Origin of the sequence: Rehaibacterium terrae, assembly GCF_014202935.1 — a bacterium.
Lineage (GTDB): Bacteria > Pseudomonadota > Gammaproteobacteria > Xanthomonadales > Xanthomonadaceae > Rehaibacterium > Rehaibacterium terrae.
The window spans coordinates 1-14,354 of sequence record NZ_JACHHX010000029.1; the positions used below are offsets into that span (position 1 = coordinate 1).

A 14,354-nucleotide genomic window follows, 5' to 3' on the forward strand; every position below is an offset into this window, starting at 1 on the left:
CGGACGACGGACGTGACCGGTGCGGTGGAGCTGCCGGAGGGCGTGGAGATGGTGATGCCGGGCGACAACATCAAGATGGTGGTGTCGCTGATCGCACCGATCGCGATGGAGGAAGGCCTGCGCTTCGCGATCCGCGAGGGCGGCCGCACCGTCGGCGCCGGCGTGGTGGCGAAGGTCATCGAGTAAGCTCTCGGTGTTATCCGGCCACCCCGGGCGGGGTGGCCATACAGCGAAAAGAGGCGCAGGGAAGCCGCCTCGTGTTCGCCGGACTCAGGAGGGGTCGCGCACATCGCCCGCGTCGTTTGACGCAAGCATTTCGTGCGCGTTATACTTTTCCGTCTGGGCGGGCCGGGTGACCGGCCTGCTCGGTTTTTCTGGGGGGTGGGGCGTCGCGCCGCCACCCCCGGCGCTCTTTCACTGCAGACCCAGGAATCTACAGCCATGGCGGACCAGAAGATCCGGATTCGGCTCAAGGCGTTCGATCACCGTCTGATCGACCGCTCCGCGAGCGAGATCGTGGAGACGGCCAAGCGGACCGGCGCGCAGGTGCGCGGCCCGATCCCGCTGCCGACCAAGATCGAGCGTTACACCATTCTGGTGTCGCCGCACGTCGACAAGGACGCGCGCGACCAGTACGAAACCCGCACCCACAAGCGCGTGCTCGATATCGTCGACCCGAACGACAAAACCGTCGATGCGTTGATGAAGCTCGAGCTGGCCGCCGGTGTGGATGTCCAGATCAAGCTGGGTTGAGGTCGAGACCATGAGCATCGGAATCGTTGGCCGCAAGTGCGGCATGAGCCGGGTCTTCACCGAAGATGGCCGTTCCATCCCGGTGACCCTGATCGAGGCCACCCCCAACCGCATCACCCAGGTCAAGACCGTCGAGACCGACGGCTATGCCGCCATCCAGGTGACGGCCGGCAGCAAGCGTGCCGCGCTGCTGACCAAGCCGCTGGCCGGTCACTACGCCAAGGCCAAGGTCGAGGCCGGGCGCGGGCTGTGGGAGTTCCGCGTGGATGCCGCCGAAATCGGCGCCTACGAGGTCGGCGGTGAGATCCGTGCCGATATCTTCCGGCCCGGCCAGAAGGTGGACGTCTCCGGCGTCACCAAGGGCAAGGGCTTCCAGGGCACGATCAAGCGCCACAACTTCACCATGGGCGATGCGACCCACGGCAACTCGCTGTCGCATCGCGCGCCGGGCTCCATCGGCCAGCGGCAGACGCCGGGGCGTGTGTTTCCCGGCAAGAAGATGGCCGGCCACATGGGTAGCGTCCGCCAGACCACCCAGGGCCTGGAGGTGGTCAAGGTCGACGCCGAGCGCGGCCTGATCGCCATCAAGGGCGCCGTCCCGGGTGCGCCGGGTGGCAATGTCATTGTCCGCCCTGCGGCCAAGGCTTGAGGAGTTTAAAGCATGGAACTCGCCGTCATTGGTAGCGGCAAGACGCTGTCGGTTTCCGACGCGATCTTCGGCCGCGAATTCAGCGAGGACCTGGTGCACCAGGTGGTCGTGGCGTATCGCAACGCCGGCCGCGCGGGCACCAAGGCCCAGAAGTCGCGCTCGGATCTGTCCGGCACGACCAAGAAGTTCAAGCGGCAGAAGGGTGGTGGCGCCCGCCACGGCGACTACCGCGCCCCGATTTTCGTCGGTGGCGGCGTGACTTTCGCGGCCCGTCCGCGCAGCTTCGCCCAGAAGGTGAACCGCAAGATGTACCGCGGCGCGATCGCGGCCATCCTGTCCGAGCTCAATCGCCAGGGGCGGCTGAAGGTCGTCGAGAAGTTCGAGGTCGCCGAGCCGCGCACCAAGGCGATGGTCGCCAAGCTCAAGGAGCTCGGGATCGAGCATCGGCCGCTGATCGTCACCGAGGACGCGACCGAGTCGCTGTATCTGGCCGCGCGCAACATTCCGTATGTCGAGATTCGCGACGTGCAGGGTCTGGATCCGGTGACGCTGGTCGGCGCCGAGCACGTGGTGATGACCGCCGATGCGGTCAAGAAGGTCGAGGAGTGGCTGGCATGAACAACGCGAAGATCCTCGGCGTGATCCGTGCGCCGCGCATTTCCGAGAAGACCGCGCGCCTGCAGGAGCTGTCGAACCAGTACGTCTTCGAGGTGGCGAAGGACGCGACCAAGGCCGACGTGAAGCAGGCCGTCGAGTCGCTGTTCAACGTCAAGGTCGAGGCCGTGAATGTGGTCAACGTGAAGGGCAAGCGCAAGACCTTCCGTTTCCGTGCCGGCCGCCGCGCCGACATGCGCAAGGCATATGTTCGCCTGGCCGAGGGCCAGACGATCGACGTGATGGCCAAGGCCTGAGGTAGGAACCCATGGCGCTGATGACTTTCAAGCCGACGTCTCCGGGCCGCCGCGCGATGGTTCGCGTGGTGACGCCGGGGCTGCACAAGGGCGATCCGTACGCCCCGCTGGTCGAGAAGAAGCACAAGACCGGCGGCCGCAATCACCACGGTCGCATCACGACCCGCCATATCGGCGGCGGGCACAAGCATCACTACCGCATCATCGACTTCAAGCGCGACAAGGAAGGCATCCCGGCGCGCGTGGAGCGGATCGAGTACGACCCGAACCGCACCGCCCACATCGCGCTGCTGTGCTATGCCGACGGCGAGCGCCGCTACATCATTGCGCCCAAGGGTCTGCAGGCCGGCGACCAGGTGATCGCGGGCCGCGATGCCCCGATCAAGGTCGGCAATACCCTGCCGCTGCGCAATGTGCCGGTCGGTGCCACCGTGCACTGTGTCGAGATGAAGCCGGGCAAGGGTGCCCAGCTGGCCCGCGCCGCCGGCGCCTCGGTGCAGCTGGTCGCGCGCGAGTCCGGCTATGCGACGGTGCGTCTGCGCTCCGGCGAGATGCGCAAGGTCCCGGCCGAGTGCCGTGCGACCATCGGCGAGGTCAGCAACTCCGAGCACAACCTCGAGAAGCTGGGCAAGGCGGGTGCGAAGCGCTGGCGCGGCATCAGGCCGACCGTGCGCGGCGCCGCCATGAACCCGGTCGACCATCCGCACGGCGGTGGTGAGGGCCGCGCCGGCCAGGGTAACCCGCACCCGGTCTCCCCATGGGGCATGCCGACCAAGGGTTACAAGACTCGTAACAACAAGCGCACGCAGAAGTTCATCGTGCGCGATCGCAGGGGTTGATAGGTAGCGCCATGGCTCGTTCTTTGAAGAAAGGCCCGTTCGTCGACCACCACCTGATCAAGAAGGTGGAGTCGGCCGTCGCGAGCAACAACAAGCGCCCGATCAAGACCTGGTCGCGCCGTTCGATGATCCTGCCGGAGATGGTCGGTCTCACGATCGCCGTCCACAACGGCAAGGCTCACATCCCGGTGCTGATCAACGAGAACATGGTCGGCCACAAGCTCGGCGAGTTCGCCCTGACCCGGACCTTCAAGGGTCACGGCGGCGACAAGAAGTCCGGCAAGTAAGGAGCAGGGAAATGGAAGCCAAAGCCATCCTCCGCACCGCGCGGATTTCCCCGCAGAAGGCCCGTCTGGTCGCCGACCAGGTGCGCGGCCTGCCGGTCGGTCGCGCCAGCGACCTGCTGGCCTTCAGCGACAAGAAGGCTGCGCAGCTGATCCGCAAGGTCCTGGTCTCGGCCGTCTCCAATGCCGAGAACAATCTCGGCGCCGACGTCGACGAGCTCAAGATCGCCAAGATCTACGTCGACGAAGGCCCGACGCTGAAGCGTTTCATGGCCCGCGCCAAGGGGCGCGGCACCCGCATCCTCAAGCGCACCAGCCACATCACCGTGGTCGTGGGCTCGGGCCAGTAAGGCAGGACGATACGATGGGTCACAAAGTTCATCCGACCGGAATCCGCTTGGGCATCGCCAAGGACTGGAATTCGAAGTGGTATGCCGGCAAGAAGGAGTACGCCGAGTACCTCGCGGCCGACCTCAAGGTCCGCGAGATGCTCCGCAAGAAACTCGCCCAGGCCGGCATCTCCAAGATCCTGATCGAGCGTCCGGCCAAGACCGCGCGCGTGACGATCCACACCGCCCGCCCGGGCGTGGTGATCGGCAAGCGCGGCGAGGACATCGAGAAGCTGCGCAAGGAGGTCTCGGAGATGATGGGCGTGCCTGCCCACATCAACGTGGCCGAGGTGCGCAAGCCCGAGCTCGACGCCCAGCTGGTGGCCGAGTCGATCGCCCAGCAGCTCGAGCGCCGCATCATGTTCCGCCGGGCGATGAAGCGCGCCGTCGGCAACGCGATGCGTCTGGGCGCGCTCGGCATCAAGGTCAACGTCGCCGGTCGCCTCAACGGCGCCGAGATCGCGCGTTCGGAGTGGTACCGCGAGGGTCGCGTGCCGCTGCACACGCTGCGCGCCGACATCGACTACGGCTTCGCCGAGGCTCACACCACCTACGGCGTGATCGGCGTGAAGGTCTGGATCTACAAGGGTGAGGTCTTCGACTTCTCCCAGATCGGCCAGGAAAAAACCGAAGAGCGCGCCGAGCGCGCGCCGCGTGCGGCCAAGCCCGGCCGTGAAGCGAGGGAGTAAGCCATGCTGCAACCGAAGCGAACCAAGTACCGCAAGGTGCACAAGGGCCGCAACGAGGGCCTGAGCTGGAACGGCTCCGCCGTCAGCTTCGGCGAGTATGGCCTGAAGGCCACCTCGCACGGCCATGTCACCGCCCGCCAGATCGAGGCGGCCCGCCGGACGATCAGCCGCTATGTCAAGCGCGGCGGCAAGATCTGGATCCGTGTGTTCCCCGACAAGCCGATCACCAAGAAGCCGGTCGAAGTCCGCATGGGCTCCGGCAAGGGCAACGTGGAGTACTGGGTGGCACCGGTCCAGCCCGGCCGCGTCCTCTATGAAATGGAGGGCGTTCCGGAGGAGACCGCGCGCGAGGCATTCCGCCTGGCGGCCGCCAAGCTCTCCGTCAAGACCACTTTCGTGACCCGGACGGTGCGCTGATGGAACTCAAGGAACTGCGACAGAAGTCGGAGGCCGAGCTGAAGGCCCACCTGCTGGATCTGCACAAGGAGCAGTTTTCGCTCCGCATGCAGAAGGCTACGGGCCAGCTCGCCAAGACCCACCAGATCAAGCGGGTGCGTCGCGAGATCGCTCGCGTCAACGGCCTGCTGGGCCAGAAGAAGTAAGGCGGACGTCATGAGCGAGAATGCCAAGCCGCTGCGCACGGTCGAAGGCCGTGTGATCAGCAACAAGATGAACAAGACCGTGACGGTGCTCGTCGAGCGGCAGGTCAAGCACCCGCTGTACGGCAAGTACATCCGCCGCTCGACCAAGCTGCACGCCCACGACGAGAGCAACGCCTGTCAGGAGGGCGACGTGGTGCGCGTGACCGAGTGCCGGCCGCTGTCCAAGACCAAGAACTGGCGCGTGGTGGAAGTGGTCACCCGCGCGGCCGAGTGAGTGGGAGGGCATAGACAATGATCCAGATGCAATCCACGCTGGCCGCAGCCGACAACAGCGGGGCCAAGGAGCTGATGTGCATCAAGGTGCTCGGCGGTTCCAAGCGCCGCTACGCCCACATCGGCGACATCATCAAGGTGAGCGTCAAGGACGCCATCCCGCGCGGCAAGGTCAAGAAGGGTGAGGTCTACGACGCCGTCGTCGTCCGTACCCGCAAGGGTGTGCGCCGTCATGACGGGTCGCTGATCCGCTTCGATGGCAACGCCGCCGTGCTGCTCAACAACAAGCATGAGCCGATCGGTACCCGTATCTTCGGGCCGGTCACCCGCGAACTCCGCGGCGAGAAGTTCATGAAGATTGTTTCGCTCGCGCCCGAAGTGCTCTGAGCGGAGGACGAGGACAATGAACCGTATCCGCAAGGGCGATCAGGTGTTGGTGATCGCCGGCAAGAACAAGGGTCAGAAGGGCGAGGTGCTGCGCGTGCTCGGCGACAAGGTCGTCGTGTCGAACATCAACCTCGTCAAGCGCCACACCAAGCCGAATCCGCAGGCTGGCCAGCCGGGCGGCATCGTCGAGCGTGAGTCGCCGATCCACATCTCCAACGTGATGCTGTTCAACCCGGCCACCGGCAAGGGTGAGCGCGTCGGTTACAAGGTGCTCGAGGATGGACGCAAAGTGCGTGTGTTCCGCTCGAGCGGTGAGGCGGTCGACGCCTGAGGAATGACGCCATGACCCGGCTTGAGAAGATTTACAAGGAACAGGTGGTGCCGAAGCTGATGGAGCGCTTCGGTTACAAGAACCCGATGGAAGTGCCGAAGCTCGTCAAGATCACGCTCAACATGGGTGTGGGCGAGGCGGTCGGCAACAAGAAGGTGCTGGAGAACGCCGTCGCCGAAATGGCCACCATCACCGGTCAGAAGCCGATCACGACGAAGGCCCGCGTCTCCGTCGCCAGCTTCAAGATCCGTGACGGCTGGCCGATCGGCTGCAAGGTGACGCTGCGGCGCGCCAGGATGTACGAGTTCCTGGATCGCCTGATCAACATCGCGCTGCCGCGCGTCCGTGACTTCCGCGGCGTGTCCGGCAAGTCCTTTGACGGCCGCGGCAATTACAACATGGGCGTGAAGGAGCAGATCATCTTCCCGGAGATCGACTTCGACCAGGTCGATGCGATCCGCGGCATGGACATCGCCTTCACTACCACCGCGAAGACCGACGCGGAGGCCAAGGCACTGCTCGAGGCCTTCAACTTCCCCTTCCGCAACTGATCCGCGAGGAACCCGAACAATGGCCAAGACTTCGATGGTGAACCGCGAGATCAAGCGGGCCAAGCTGGTCGCCAAGTACGCCGCCAAGCGTGCCGAGCTGAAGAAGATCATCGCCAGCACGACCGCTTCCTATGAGGAGAAGATGGACGCGGTGGCGAAGCTCAACAAGCTGCCGCGCGATTCCAGCCCGTCGCGTCAGCGCAACCGCTGCGAGCTGTCCGGTCGTCCCCGCGGCGTCTATCGCAAGTTCGGCCTTGGCCGCAACAAGCTGCGCGAAGCCACCATGCGTGGCGATGTTCCTGGCCTGCGCAAGGCCAGCTGGTAATCGCCGTCCCCGCAAGGGTTCAGCGGATATCGGTGCTTAGAGTCCAAACAGGAAACTGAAAATGAGCATGACTGATCCTATCGCCGACATGCTCGTGCGCATCAAGAATGCGCTCGCGGTCGGCAAGCAGACGGTGTCGATGCCGTCGTCCAAGATGAAGCTGGCGATTGCCAACGTCCTCAAGTCCGAGGGCTACATCGTCGACTCGCGCGTCAGCGATGTCGATGGCAAGCCTGTGCTGGAGATCGTGCTGAAGTACTACGAAGGCAAGCCGGTCATCGAGCGCCTGCAGCGCGTGTCGCGTTCAGGCCTGCGCCAGTACCGCGGCAAGGACGCGCTGCCGAAGGTCCTCGATGGCCTGGGCATCGCGATCATCTCGACTTCCAAGGGCATCATGACCGATCGCCAGGCCCGCGCCGCGGGTGTGGGCGGTGAAGTCATCTGCCTGGTGGCGTAAGGAGTCACGCACCATGTCCCGAGTCGCCAAGAAGCCGGTCGCCCTCACCAAGGGTGTCGAGCTCAATGTCACCGCCGATGCCGTCATCGTGAAAGGCCCGAAGGGCACGCTCAGCCTGGCCCGCCCGGCCGGCGTGGAGTTCGCGGTCGAGAACGGCGTCGTCCAGCTGTCCGCCTCCAGCCCCGACCGCGTTGCCATGGCCGGCACCGCTCGCGCCATCCTGGCCAACATGGTCAAGGGCGTCAGCGAAGGTTTCGAGCGCAAGCTCGAGCTGGTCGGTGTCGGTTACCGCGCCTCCATGCAGGGCAAGGACCTGAACCTGAGCCTGGGCTTCTCCCATCCGGTGGTGTTCAAGGCCCCGGAGGGCATCACCATCGAGACCCCGAGCCAGACCGAGATCCTGGTCAAGGGTGCCGACAAGCAGCGCGTCGGCGAGGTGGCCGCCAAGATCCGCGGGTTCCGTCCGCCCGAGCCGTACAAGGGCAAGGGTGTGCGCTATTCCGGCGAGAAGATCATCATGAAGGAAGCGAAGAAGGCGTAATGCGGATCTCCCGCAGAAGCCCGGCCATCCCCGGCCGGTCTTCTCAAAGAAGCCTTCAAGCTTTCGAGGACAGAGCAATGGAAAAGAAAATCGCCCGTCTGCGTCGCGCCAAGTCGACCCGCTCGCATATCCGCGAGCTGGGCGTGCCGCGTCTGTCGGTGCTGCGCACCGGCCAGCACATCTACGCCCAGGTCTTCACCGCCGATGGCTCCAGGGTGCTGGCCGCGGCATCCACCGTGCAGGCCGACGTCAAGGAAGGCCTCAAGAGCCACAAGAACCTCGAGGCCGCCGCCAAGGTGGGCCGCGCGGTCGCCGAGCGTGCGCTCAAGGCCGGTGTCGAGCAGGTCGCCTTCGACCGTTCGGGCTACCGTTACCACGGCCGCGTCAAGGCGCTGGCCGATGCCGCCCGCGAGGCGGGCCTCAAGTTCTGATCCGCGGCGCGGGCCAGGACTCTCACAACCATAAGCGGCGCATGCCGTAAGTATCCAGGAATCAACGATGAGCACTTCCGAACGCGAAAATGGCGACGGCCTCGTCGAGAAGCTGATCGCCGTCAACCGCGTCTCCAAGACGGTCAAGGGCGGTCGCCAGTTCACCTTCACGGCGCTGACCGTGGTGGGCGACGGCGCCGGCAAGGTGGGCTTCGGCTACGGCAAGGCCCGCGAAGTCCCGGTGGCGATCCAGAAGTCGATGGAGTACGCCCGCAAGGCGATGGTCAGCGTCGACCTCAACAACGGCACGCTGTGGCACCCGGTCAAGGCCGGTCACGGCGCGGCGCGCGTGTACATGCAGCCAGCCTCCGAGGGCACCGGCGTGATCGCTGGCGGCGCCATGCGCGCCGTGCTCGAGGCGGTGGGCGTGAAGAACGTCCTCGCCAAGGCGGTGGGCTCGCGCAACCCGATCAACCTGGTGCGCGCCACGGTCAAGGGTCTGTCGGCGATGAGCTCGCCGGAGAAGATCGCGGCCAAGCGCGGCAAGAGCGTCGAGGAGATCCTCAATGGCTAACAAGACTCTCAAGGTCCGCCTGGTCAAGGGCCTGCGCGGCTGCCAGCAGCGCCATCGCATCTCGGTCAAGGCGCTGGGCCTGAACAAGCTCAACGACGTCCGCGAACTGCCGGACAACCCCTCGGTGCGCGGCCTGATCAACCAGGTGCACTACCTGGTCCGCGTCGAGCAGTAAGGCCTGAGGAAGGAGAACTCATCATGCGCATGAATACGCTCAAGCCCGCCGACGGCGCCCGCAAGGAGCGCACCCGCGTCGGTCGCGGCATCGGCTCCGGCCTCGGCAAGACGGCCGGCCGCGGCCACAAGGGCTCCTACGCCCGTACCGGCAAGGGCAAGATCAAGCCGGGCTTCGAGGGCGGCCAGATGCCGCTGCAGCGTCGCCTGCCCAAGGTCGGCTTCCGCTCCAAGCTGGCCAAGGACACCGCCGAGGTGCTGCTGTACAAGCTGGAACTGATCGAGGCCGAAACCATCGATTTCGCCACCCTGCGAGCGGCCAAGCTGGTGCCGGCCACGGCCAAGCAGGCGAAAGTCGTGAAGAAGGGCGAGATCACCCGCAGGATCGTGCTGCAGGGTGTGGCCGCGACGGCCGGCGCCAAGGCGGCGATCGAGGCGGCCGGCGGCCGCGTGGAGTAAGCCGTGTCGCAGACGACGAAGGCTGCTGCTGGTGTGATTGGCGGGCTCGGCAAGCTGACCGAGCTCCGCCAGCGCTTGCTGTTCGTGCTCGGTGCGCTGATCGTGTACCGCTTCGGCACCTATATCCCGGTGCCGGGCGTGGACCCGGAGGCGATGCTGCGTCTCATGGACCAGCAGCGCGGCACCATCGTCGACCTGTTCAACATGTTCTCGGGCGGTGCGCTGGAGCGCTTCAGCCTGTTCGCCCTGAACGTGGTGCCGTACATCTCGGCGTCGATCATCATCCAGCTCTGTGTCCAGATCTTCCCGAGCCTGCAGGCCATCCGCAAGGAAGGCGAAAGCGGTCGGCGCAAGATCACGCAGTGGACGCGCTACTCGACCGTGGTGCTCGCCGCCTTCCAGGCGATGGGTGTGGCGATCGCGCTGCAGGGTCAGGGGCTGGGCGGCGGCATCAACGTCGTCTACAACCCCGGCATCGGCTTCGTGCTGACGGCAATGATCTCGCTCACCGCCGGCACCATGTTCCTGATGTGGCTGGGTGAGCAGGTGACCGAGCGCGGCGTCGGCAACGGCATCTCGCTGATCATCTTCGCCGGCATCGTGGCCGGCCTGCCGGGCGCGGTCATCGGCACCCTGGAGCTGATCAATACCGGCGAGCTCAACCCGCTGGCGGTGATCATCCTGTTCGCGCTTGTGCTGGCGGTGACCTACTTCGTGGTCTTCGTCGAGCGCGGCCAGCGCCGGATCACGGTCAACTACGCCCGCCGCCAGGGCGGCCGCCAGGCGTACATGAACCAGAGCTCGCACCTGCCGCTGAAGCTCAACATGGCGGGCGTGATCCCGGCGATCTTCGCATCCAGCCTGATCATGTTCCCGGCCACGGCCGCGACCTGGTTCGGCGAGGGCGCACAGGTCGGCTGGCTGTTCAGCCTGTCGCAGATGCTCGCCCCGGGCGAGCCGCTGCACATGATCCTCTACGGCGCGCTCATCATGGGCTTCGCCTTCTTCTACACGGCGTTGGTGTTCAACGCCCAGGAGACGGCGGACAACCTCAAGAAGTCGGGCGCGCTGATCCCGGGCATCCGTCCGGGCAAGGCCACCGCCGACTATGTCGACGGCGTCCTGACCCGTCTGACGGCGGCCGGTTCGGTGTATCTGGTGGCGGTCTGTCTGCTGCCGGAGTTCCTGCGCGGCGCCTGGGCGGTCCCGTTCTACTTCGGCGGCACCTCGCTGCTGATCGTTGTCGTGGTGGTGATGGATTTCACCGCACAGATCCAGGCCCACCTGATGTCGCATCAGTACGAGAGCCTGCTCAAGAAAGCCAACCTCAAGGGCGGTTCGCGCGGCGGCTTCGCGCGCTGAACGCGGTCTGGGGCGGTCGCGGCGAAAGCCGGAAAACCGCCCCGGTTCGCAAACGCCGGAGCACGGGCACCACTCCCCGTGCCGGAGCCCCATGGCATCCCAGGATGCCGGGGGCTTCAAAACAACCCGAAGCCTTGGTATTATTTTCGATTCACTGCGCCGCCCCAACGCAGGGACGGCAGCCAAACTCAGCTGGAGATCGCGTAAATGGCGCGCATTGCGGGTGTCAATCTTCCCGTCCACAAGCACGTGTGGGTGGGGCTGCAGAGCATCTACGGCATCGGCCGTACCCGTTCCAAGAAGATCTGCGAGGTGGCCGGCGTCGAGCCGACCACCAAGATCCGTGACCTGAGCGAGCCGGAAATCGAGCGCCTGCGCGCCGAGGTCGGCAAGTACGTGGTCGAGGGCGACCTCCGCCGCGAGGTCGGCATGGCCATCAAGCGCCTGATGGACCTGGGCTGCTACCGTGGTCTGCGCCACCGCCGCGGTCTGCCCGTGCGTGGCCAGCGCACCCGTACCAACGCCCGGACCCGCAAGGGCCCGCGCCGCGCGATCAAGAAGTAAGGATTAGCTCATGAGCAAGCCGGCTGCTGCCAAGACCAAGAAGAAGGTCAAGCGTGTCGTCACCGACGGCATCGCCCACGTCCAGGCCTCCTTCAACAACACCATCGTCACCATCACCGACCGCCAGGGCAACGCGCTGTCGTGGGCCACTTCCGGCGGCGCGGGCTTCCGCGGCTCGCGCAAGTCGACCCCGTTCGCCGCCCAGGTCGCCGCCGAGCGCGCCGGCAAGGCCGCGCTGGACTATGGTCTGAAGACCCTGGAAGTCCGCATCAAGGGCCCGGGCCCGGGCCGCGAGTCTGCGGTCCGCTCGCTGAACAACGTCGGCTACAAGATCACCAACATCGTCGACGTCACCCCGATCCCGCACAACGGCTGCCGCCCGCCGAAGAAGCGCCGCGTCTGAGGAGCTGAACGAAAATGGCTCGTTACATTGGTCCCACCTGCAAGCTCGCGCGCCGTGAAGGCGCCGACCTCAGCCTCAAGAGCCCGGCCCGCGCGCTCGACTCCAAGTGCAAGCTGGAGCAGAAGCCCGGCCAGCATGGCCCGGTCGCCCGCCGCGGCAAGCTCTCCGACTACGCCCTGCAGCTTCGCGAGAAGCAGAAGGTCAAGCGCATCTACGGTCTGCTGGAACGCCAGTTCCGCAACTACTACAAGAAGGCTTCCAACAAGAAGGGCAACACCGGCGAGACGCTGCTGCAGCTGCTGGAACAGCGCCTGGACAACGTCATCTACCGCATGGGCTTTGCCGTGACCCGCCCGCAGGCGCGCCAGATCGTCTCGCACCGCGGCGTGCTGGTGAACGGCAAGACCGTCAACCTGCCGTCCTACCAGGTCAAGGCCGGCGATCAGATCGCCCTGACCGAGCGCGCGCAGAAGCAGCTCCGCATCCAGGAGGCCGCCACCATGTCGCAGGACATGGGCCTGGTGCCGAGCTGGATCGAGGTCGATGCCAAGAAGTTCACCGGCGTGTTCAAGGCGGTGCCCGAGCGCTCCGACCTGCCCTCGGACATCAACGAGGCGCTGATCGTCGAGTTGTACTCGAAGTAATCCCTTTCAGGAGAGACGCTGACCATGTCGGTTACCGCCACCCAGGTGCTGCGTCCGCGCGGCATCGGCATCGAACGCATCGCCCCCAATCGCGCCAAGGTCGTGATCGAGCCGCTCGAGCGCGGCTATGGCCACACCTTGGGCAACGCGCTGCGTCGCGTGCTGCTGTCCTCGATTCCCGGCTTCGCCATCACCGAGGTCGAGATCGACGGCGTGCTCCATGAGTACACCTCCGTCGAAGGCCTGCAGGAAGACGTCATCGAGGTGCTGCTCAACCTCAAGGACGTCGCCATCCGCATGCACAACGTCGATCAGACCACCCTGTCCCTGAGCAAGCAGGGTCCGGGCGTGGTCACCGCCGGCGACATCAAGGTCGACCACAACGTCGAGATCATCAATCCCGACCACGTGATCTGCACCCTCACCAAGGACACGGCGCTGAACATGCGCCTGAAGGTCGAGCGCGGCTTCGGCTACCAGCCGGCTGCCGCCCGCCGTCGTCCGGATGAGGAGACCCACGCCATCGGTCGCCTCATGCTCGATGCATCGTTCTGCCCGGTCCGCCGCGTCGCCTACGCAGTCGAGGCGGCCCGCGTCGAGCAGCGCACCGACCTGGACAAGCTGGTGTTCGACATCGAGACCAACGGCACCATCGACGCCGAGGAGGCCGTGCGCACTGCCGCCGACATCCTCACCGACCAGCTGTCGGTGTTCGGCGACTTCAGCCAGCGCGACCGCGGCGCCAGCAAGCCGGCCACCGCCGGCGTCGATCCGGTGCTGCTGCGCCCGATCGACGATCTTGAGCTGACCGTGCGCTCGGCCAACTGCCTGAAGGCCGAGAACATCTACTACATCGGCGACCTGATCCAGCGTACCGAGGTCGAACTGCTCAAGACCCCGAACCTGGGCAAGAAATCGCTCACCGAAATCAAGGAAGTCCTGGCCCAGCGCGGCCTGTCCCTCGGCATGAAGCTGGAGAACTGGCCGCCGGCCGGGCTGCAGCAGGGCATGCTGGGTTGACCAGCTAGGCGGATCCTTCCGCAAGAGCCCGGCCATCCTCGGTCGGGGATTCAAATCGGAAAGTCCGGCCAGGATGGCCGGGCTTGAAGATCAGGGACGATCACAGACGGAAACACGACCATGCGCCACCGTAAGTCCGGACGCAAGTTCAGCCGCACCAGCGCCCATCGCGAAGCGATGTTCAGCAACATGGCGGCTTCCCTGTTCAAGCACGAGCTGATCCGCACCACCTTGCCGAAGGCCAAGGAGCTGCGTCGGGTCGCCGAGCCGCTGATCACCATGGCCAAGACCGATGGCGTCGCCAACCGCCGCCTGGCTTTCGCGCGCCTGCGCGACAAGCAGGCCGTGGGCAAGCTCTTCGTCGAGCTGGGCCCGCGTTACCGCGAGCGCCCGGGCGGCTACCTGCGCATCCTCAAGTGCGGCTTCCGCCCCGGCGACAATGCGCCGATGGCCTACGTCGAGCTGGTGGATCGCCCGCAGGCCCAGGCCGCCGAGGCCGCTGCCGAGTAATCGCCGGCACGCATCGCTGCACTCAGGAACCCCGGCTTCGGCCGGGGTTCCGCGTTTCGTGCGCCCGGCACGGGCGCACTCTTGGAGGTGCAAGTCCTCCCGCGAGCTGGCCACAGCGAGCGAAGCGAAGCGCAACGGCGGAAGGGCGACCGACCGTGGGGAGGAAGCGTGGAGCGAACCTGCGAGCCGATGGACAAGAACCGGACCGAGCGCAGCGAAGGCGCAGCCGCGA

Annotated in this window: 28 protein-coding genes; all 28 read left to right on the plus strand. The window is 65.8% G+C overall.

Annotated features, from left to right (window positions below; translation table 11 throughout):
* Positions 1-186, plus strand: a 186-nt coding sequence (locus HNQ58_RS12900) for an EF-Tu C-terminal domain-related protein (protein WP_484573259.1), incomplete at its 5' end; no start/stop codon positions are given.
* 255 nt (positions 187-441) lie between these two features.
* On the plus strand, positions 442-753 hold the full coding sequence (gene rpsJ, locus HNQ58_RS12905; RefSeq protein ID WP_183949340.1) for a 30S ribosomal protein S10: 312 nt from the start codon (positions 442-444) through the stop codon (positions 751-753).
* 10 nt (positions 754-763) lie between these two features.
* Positions 764-1,402: a 50S ribosomal protein L3 gene (gene rplC / locus HNQ58_RS12910; RefSeq protein WP_183949341.1), complete on the plus strand. Its 639-nt coding sequence runs from the start codon at positions 764-766 to the stop codon at positions 1,400-1,402.
* Positions 1,403-1,414: 12 nt separating this feature from the next.
* Positions 1,415-2,020 (plus strand): 50S ribosomal protein L4, encoded by a 606-nt coding sequence (gene rplD / locus HNQ58_RS12915; protein WP_183949342.1) that lies wholly within the window; start codon positions 1,415-1,417, stop codon positions 2,018-2,020.
* Positions 2,017-2,313, plus strand: a complete 297-nt coding sequence (gene rplW, locus HNQ58_RS12920; RefSeq protein ID WP_183949343.1) for a 50S ribosomal protein L23 — start codon at positions 2,017-2,019, stop codon at positions 2,311-2,313. Before rplD ends, rplW begins: the two co-directional genes overlap by 4 nt.
* Before the next feature lie 11 nt (positions 2,314-2,324).
* The gene (gene rplB, locus HNQ58_RS12925) at positions 2,325-3,152 is read left to right on the plus strand and encodes a 50S ribosomal protein L2 (protein WP_183949344.1); all 828 of its coding nucleotides are present in this window, start codon (positions 2,325-2,327) and stop codon (positions 3,150-3,152) included.
* 11 nt (positions 3,153-3,163) lie between these two features.
* Complete coding sequence (rpsS, locus tag HNQ58_RS12930) at positions 3,164-3,439, plus strand: 30S ribosomal protein S19 (RefSeq protein WP_183949345.1); 276 nt, start codon at positions 3,164-3,166, stop codon at positions 3,437-3,439.
* A gap of 11 nt (positions 3,440-3,450) precedes the next feature.
* Positions 3,451-3,786, plus strand: a complete 336-nt coding sequence (gene rplV / locus HNQ58_RS12935) for a 50S ribosomal protein L22 (protein WP_183949346.1) — start codon at positions 3,451-3,453, stop codon at positions 3,784-3,786.
* Between the two features lie 14 nt (positions 3,787-3,800).
* Positions 3,801-4,514: a 30S ribosomal protein S3 gene (gene rpsC / locus HNQ58_RS12940; protein WP_183949347.1), complete on the plus strand. Its 714-nt coding sequence runs from the start codon at positions 3,801-3,803 to the stop codon at positions 4,512-4,514.
* Positions 4,515-4,517: 3 nt separating this feature from the next.
* Entirely contained in the window at positions 4,518-4,931 is a 414-nt protein-coding gene (gene rplP / locus HNQ58_RS12945) for a 50S ribosomal protein L16 (RefSeq protein WP_183949348.1), read from the plus strand.
* The gene (gene rpmC / locus HNQ58_RS12950) at positions 4,931-5,116 is read left to right on the plus strand and encodes a 50S ribosomal protein L29 (protein ID WP_183949349.1); all 186 of its coding nucleotides are present in this window, start codon (positions 4,931-4,933) and stop codon (positions 5,114-5,116) included. Before rplP ends, rpmC begins: the two co-directional genes overlap by 1 nt.
* A 10-nt stretch (positions 5,117-5,126) precedes the next feature.
* A complete protein-coding gene (gene rpsQ / locus HNQ58_RS12955) occupies positions 5,127-5,390 on the plus strand; it encodes a 30S ribosomal protein S17 (RefSeq protein WP_183949350.1) in 264 nt (87 codons plus the stop codon).
* 17 nt (positions 5,391-5,407) lie between these two features.
* Positions 5,408-5,776 carry a 50S ribosomal protein L14 gene (gene rplN, locus HNQ58_RS12960; protein WP_183949351.1) on the plus strand — a complete coding sequence of 123 codons (369 nt, stop codon included), beginning with the start codon at positions 5,408-5,410 and terminating at the stop codon, positions 5,774-5,776.
* Positions 5,777-5,792: 16 nt separating this feature from the next.
* Entirely contained in the window at positions 5,793-6,107 is a 315-nt protein-coding gene (rplX, locus tag HNQ58_RS12965) for a 50S ribosomal protein L24 (protein ID WP_183949352.1), read from the plus strand.
* Positions 6,108-6,118: 11 nt separating this feature from the next.
* Positions 6,119-6,658 (plus strand): 50S ribosomal protein L5, encoded by a 540-nt coding sequence (gene rplE / locus HNQ58_RS12970; RefSeq protein WP_183949353.1) that lies wholly within the window; start codon positions 6,119-6,121, stop codon positions 6,656-6,658.
* Positions 6,659-6,677: 19 nt separating this feature from the next.
* On the plus strand, positions 6,678-6,983 hold the full coding sequence (gene rpsN, locus HNQ58_RS12975) for a 30S ribosomal protein S14 (protein ID WP_183949354.1): 306 nt from the start codon (positions 6,678-6,680) through the stop codon (positions 6,981-6,983).
* Positions 6,984-7,044: 61 nt separating this feature from the next.
* Positions 7,045-7,440, plus strand: a complete 396-nt coding sequence (gene rpsH / locus HNQ58_RS12980) for a 30S ribosomal protein S8 (RefSeq protein ID WP_183949355.1) — start codon at positions 7,045-7,047, stop codon at positions 7,438-7,440.
* 13 nt (positions 7,441-7,453) lie between these two features.
* Positions 7,454-7,981: a 50S ribosomal protein L6 gene (gene rplF, locus HNQ58_RS12985; protein ID WP_183949356.1), complete on the plus strand. Its 528-nt coding sequence runs from the start codon at positions 7,454-7,456 to the stop codon at positions 7,979-7,981.
* 77 nt (positions 7,982-8,058) lie between these two features.
* Positions 8,059-8,412: a 50S ribosomal protein L18 gene (gene rplR / locus HNQ58_RS12990; protein ID WP_183949357.1), complete on the plus strand. Its 354-nt coding sequence runs from the start codon at positions 8,059-8,061 to the stop codon at positions 8,410-8,412.
* A 67-nt stretch (positions 8,413-8,479) separates the two neighbouring features.
* On the plus strand, positions 8,480-8,986 hold the full coding sequence (rpsE, locus tag HNQ58_RS12995) for a 30S ribosomal protein S5 (RefSeq protein WP_183949358.1): 507 nt from the start codon (positions 8,480-8,482) through the stop codon (positions 8,984-8,986).
* The gene (gene rpmD, locus HNQ58_RS13000) at positions 8,979-9,161 is read left to right on the plus strand and encodes a 50S ribosomal protein L30 (RefSeq protein WP_183949359.1); all 183 of its coding nucleotides are present in this window, start codon (positions 8,979-8,981) and stop codon (positions 9,159-9,161) included. The genes rpsE and rpmD overlap by 8 nt, the downstream gene beginning before the upstream one ends.
* A 23-nt stretch (positions 9,162-9,184) precedes the next feature.
* Positions 9,185-9,619 carry a 50S ribosomal protein L15 gene (gene rplO, locus HNQ58_RS13005; protein WP_183949360.1) on the plus strand — a complete coding sequence of 145 codons (435 nt, stop codon included), beginning with the start codon at positions 9,185-9,187 and terminating at the stop codon, positions 9,617-9,619.
* Between the two features lie 3 nt (positions 9,620-9,622).
* Positions 9,623-10,981 (plus strand): preprotein translocase subunit SecY, encoded by a 1,359-nt coding sequence (gene secY, locus HNQ58_RS13010; RefSeq protein WP_343057323.1) that lies wholly within the window; start codon positions 9,623-9,625, stop codon positions 10,979-10,981.
* Between the two features lie 207 nt (positions 10,982-11,188).
* The gene (gene rpsM / locus HNQ58_RS13015) at positions 11,189-11,545 is read left to right on the plus strand and encodes a 30S ribosomal protein S13 (protein WP_183949361.1); all 357 of its coding nucleotides are present in this window, start codon (positions 11,189-11,191) and stop codon (positions 11,543-11,545) included.
* Between the two features lie 10 nt (positions 11,546-11,555).
* The gene (gene rpsK, locus HNQ58_RS13020) at positions 11,556-11,948 is read left to right on the plus strand and encodes a 30S ribosomal protein S11 (RefSeq protein WP_183949362.1); all 393 of its coding nucleotides are present in this window, start codon (positions 11,556-11,558) and stop codon (positions 11,946-11,948) included.
* Positions 11,949-11,962: 14 nt separating this feature from the next.
* On the plus strand, positions 11,963-12,592 hold the full coding sequence (gene rpsD / locus HNQ58_RS13025) for a 30S ribosomal protein S4 (RefSeq protein ID WP_183949363.1): 630 nt from the start codon (positions 11,963-11,965) through the stop codon (positions 12,590-12,592).
* A gap of 24 nt (positions 12,593-12,616) precedes the next feature.
* Entirely contained in the window at positions 12,617-13,612 is a 996-nt protein-coding gene (locus HNQ58_RS13030; RefSeq protein WP_183949364.1) for a DNA-directed RNA polymerase subunit alpha, read from the plus strand.
* A gap of 120 nt (positions 13,613-13,732) precedes the next feature.
* Complete coding sequence (rplQ, locus tag HNQ58_RS13035) at positions 13,733-14,122, plus strand: 50S ribosomal protein L17 (RefSeq protein ID WP_183949365.1); 390 nt, start codon at positions 13,733-13,735, stop codon at positions 14,120-14,122.
* The last annotated feature ends 232 nt before the right edge of the window (positions 14,123-14,354 follow it).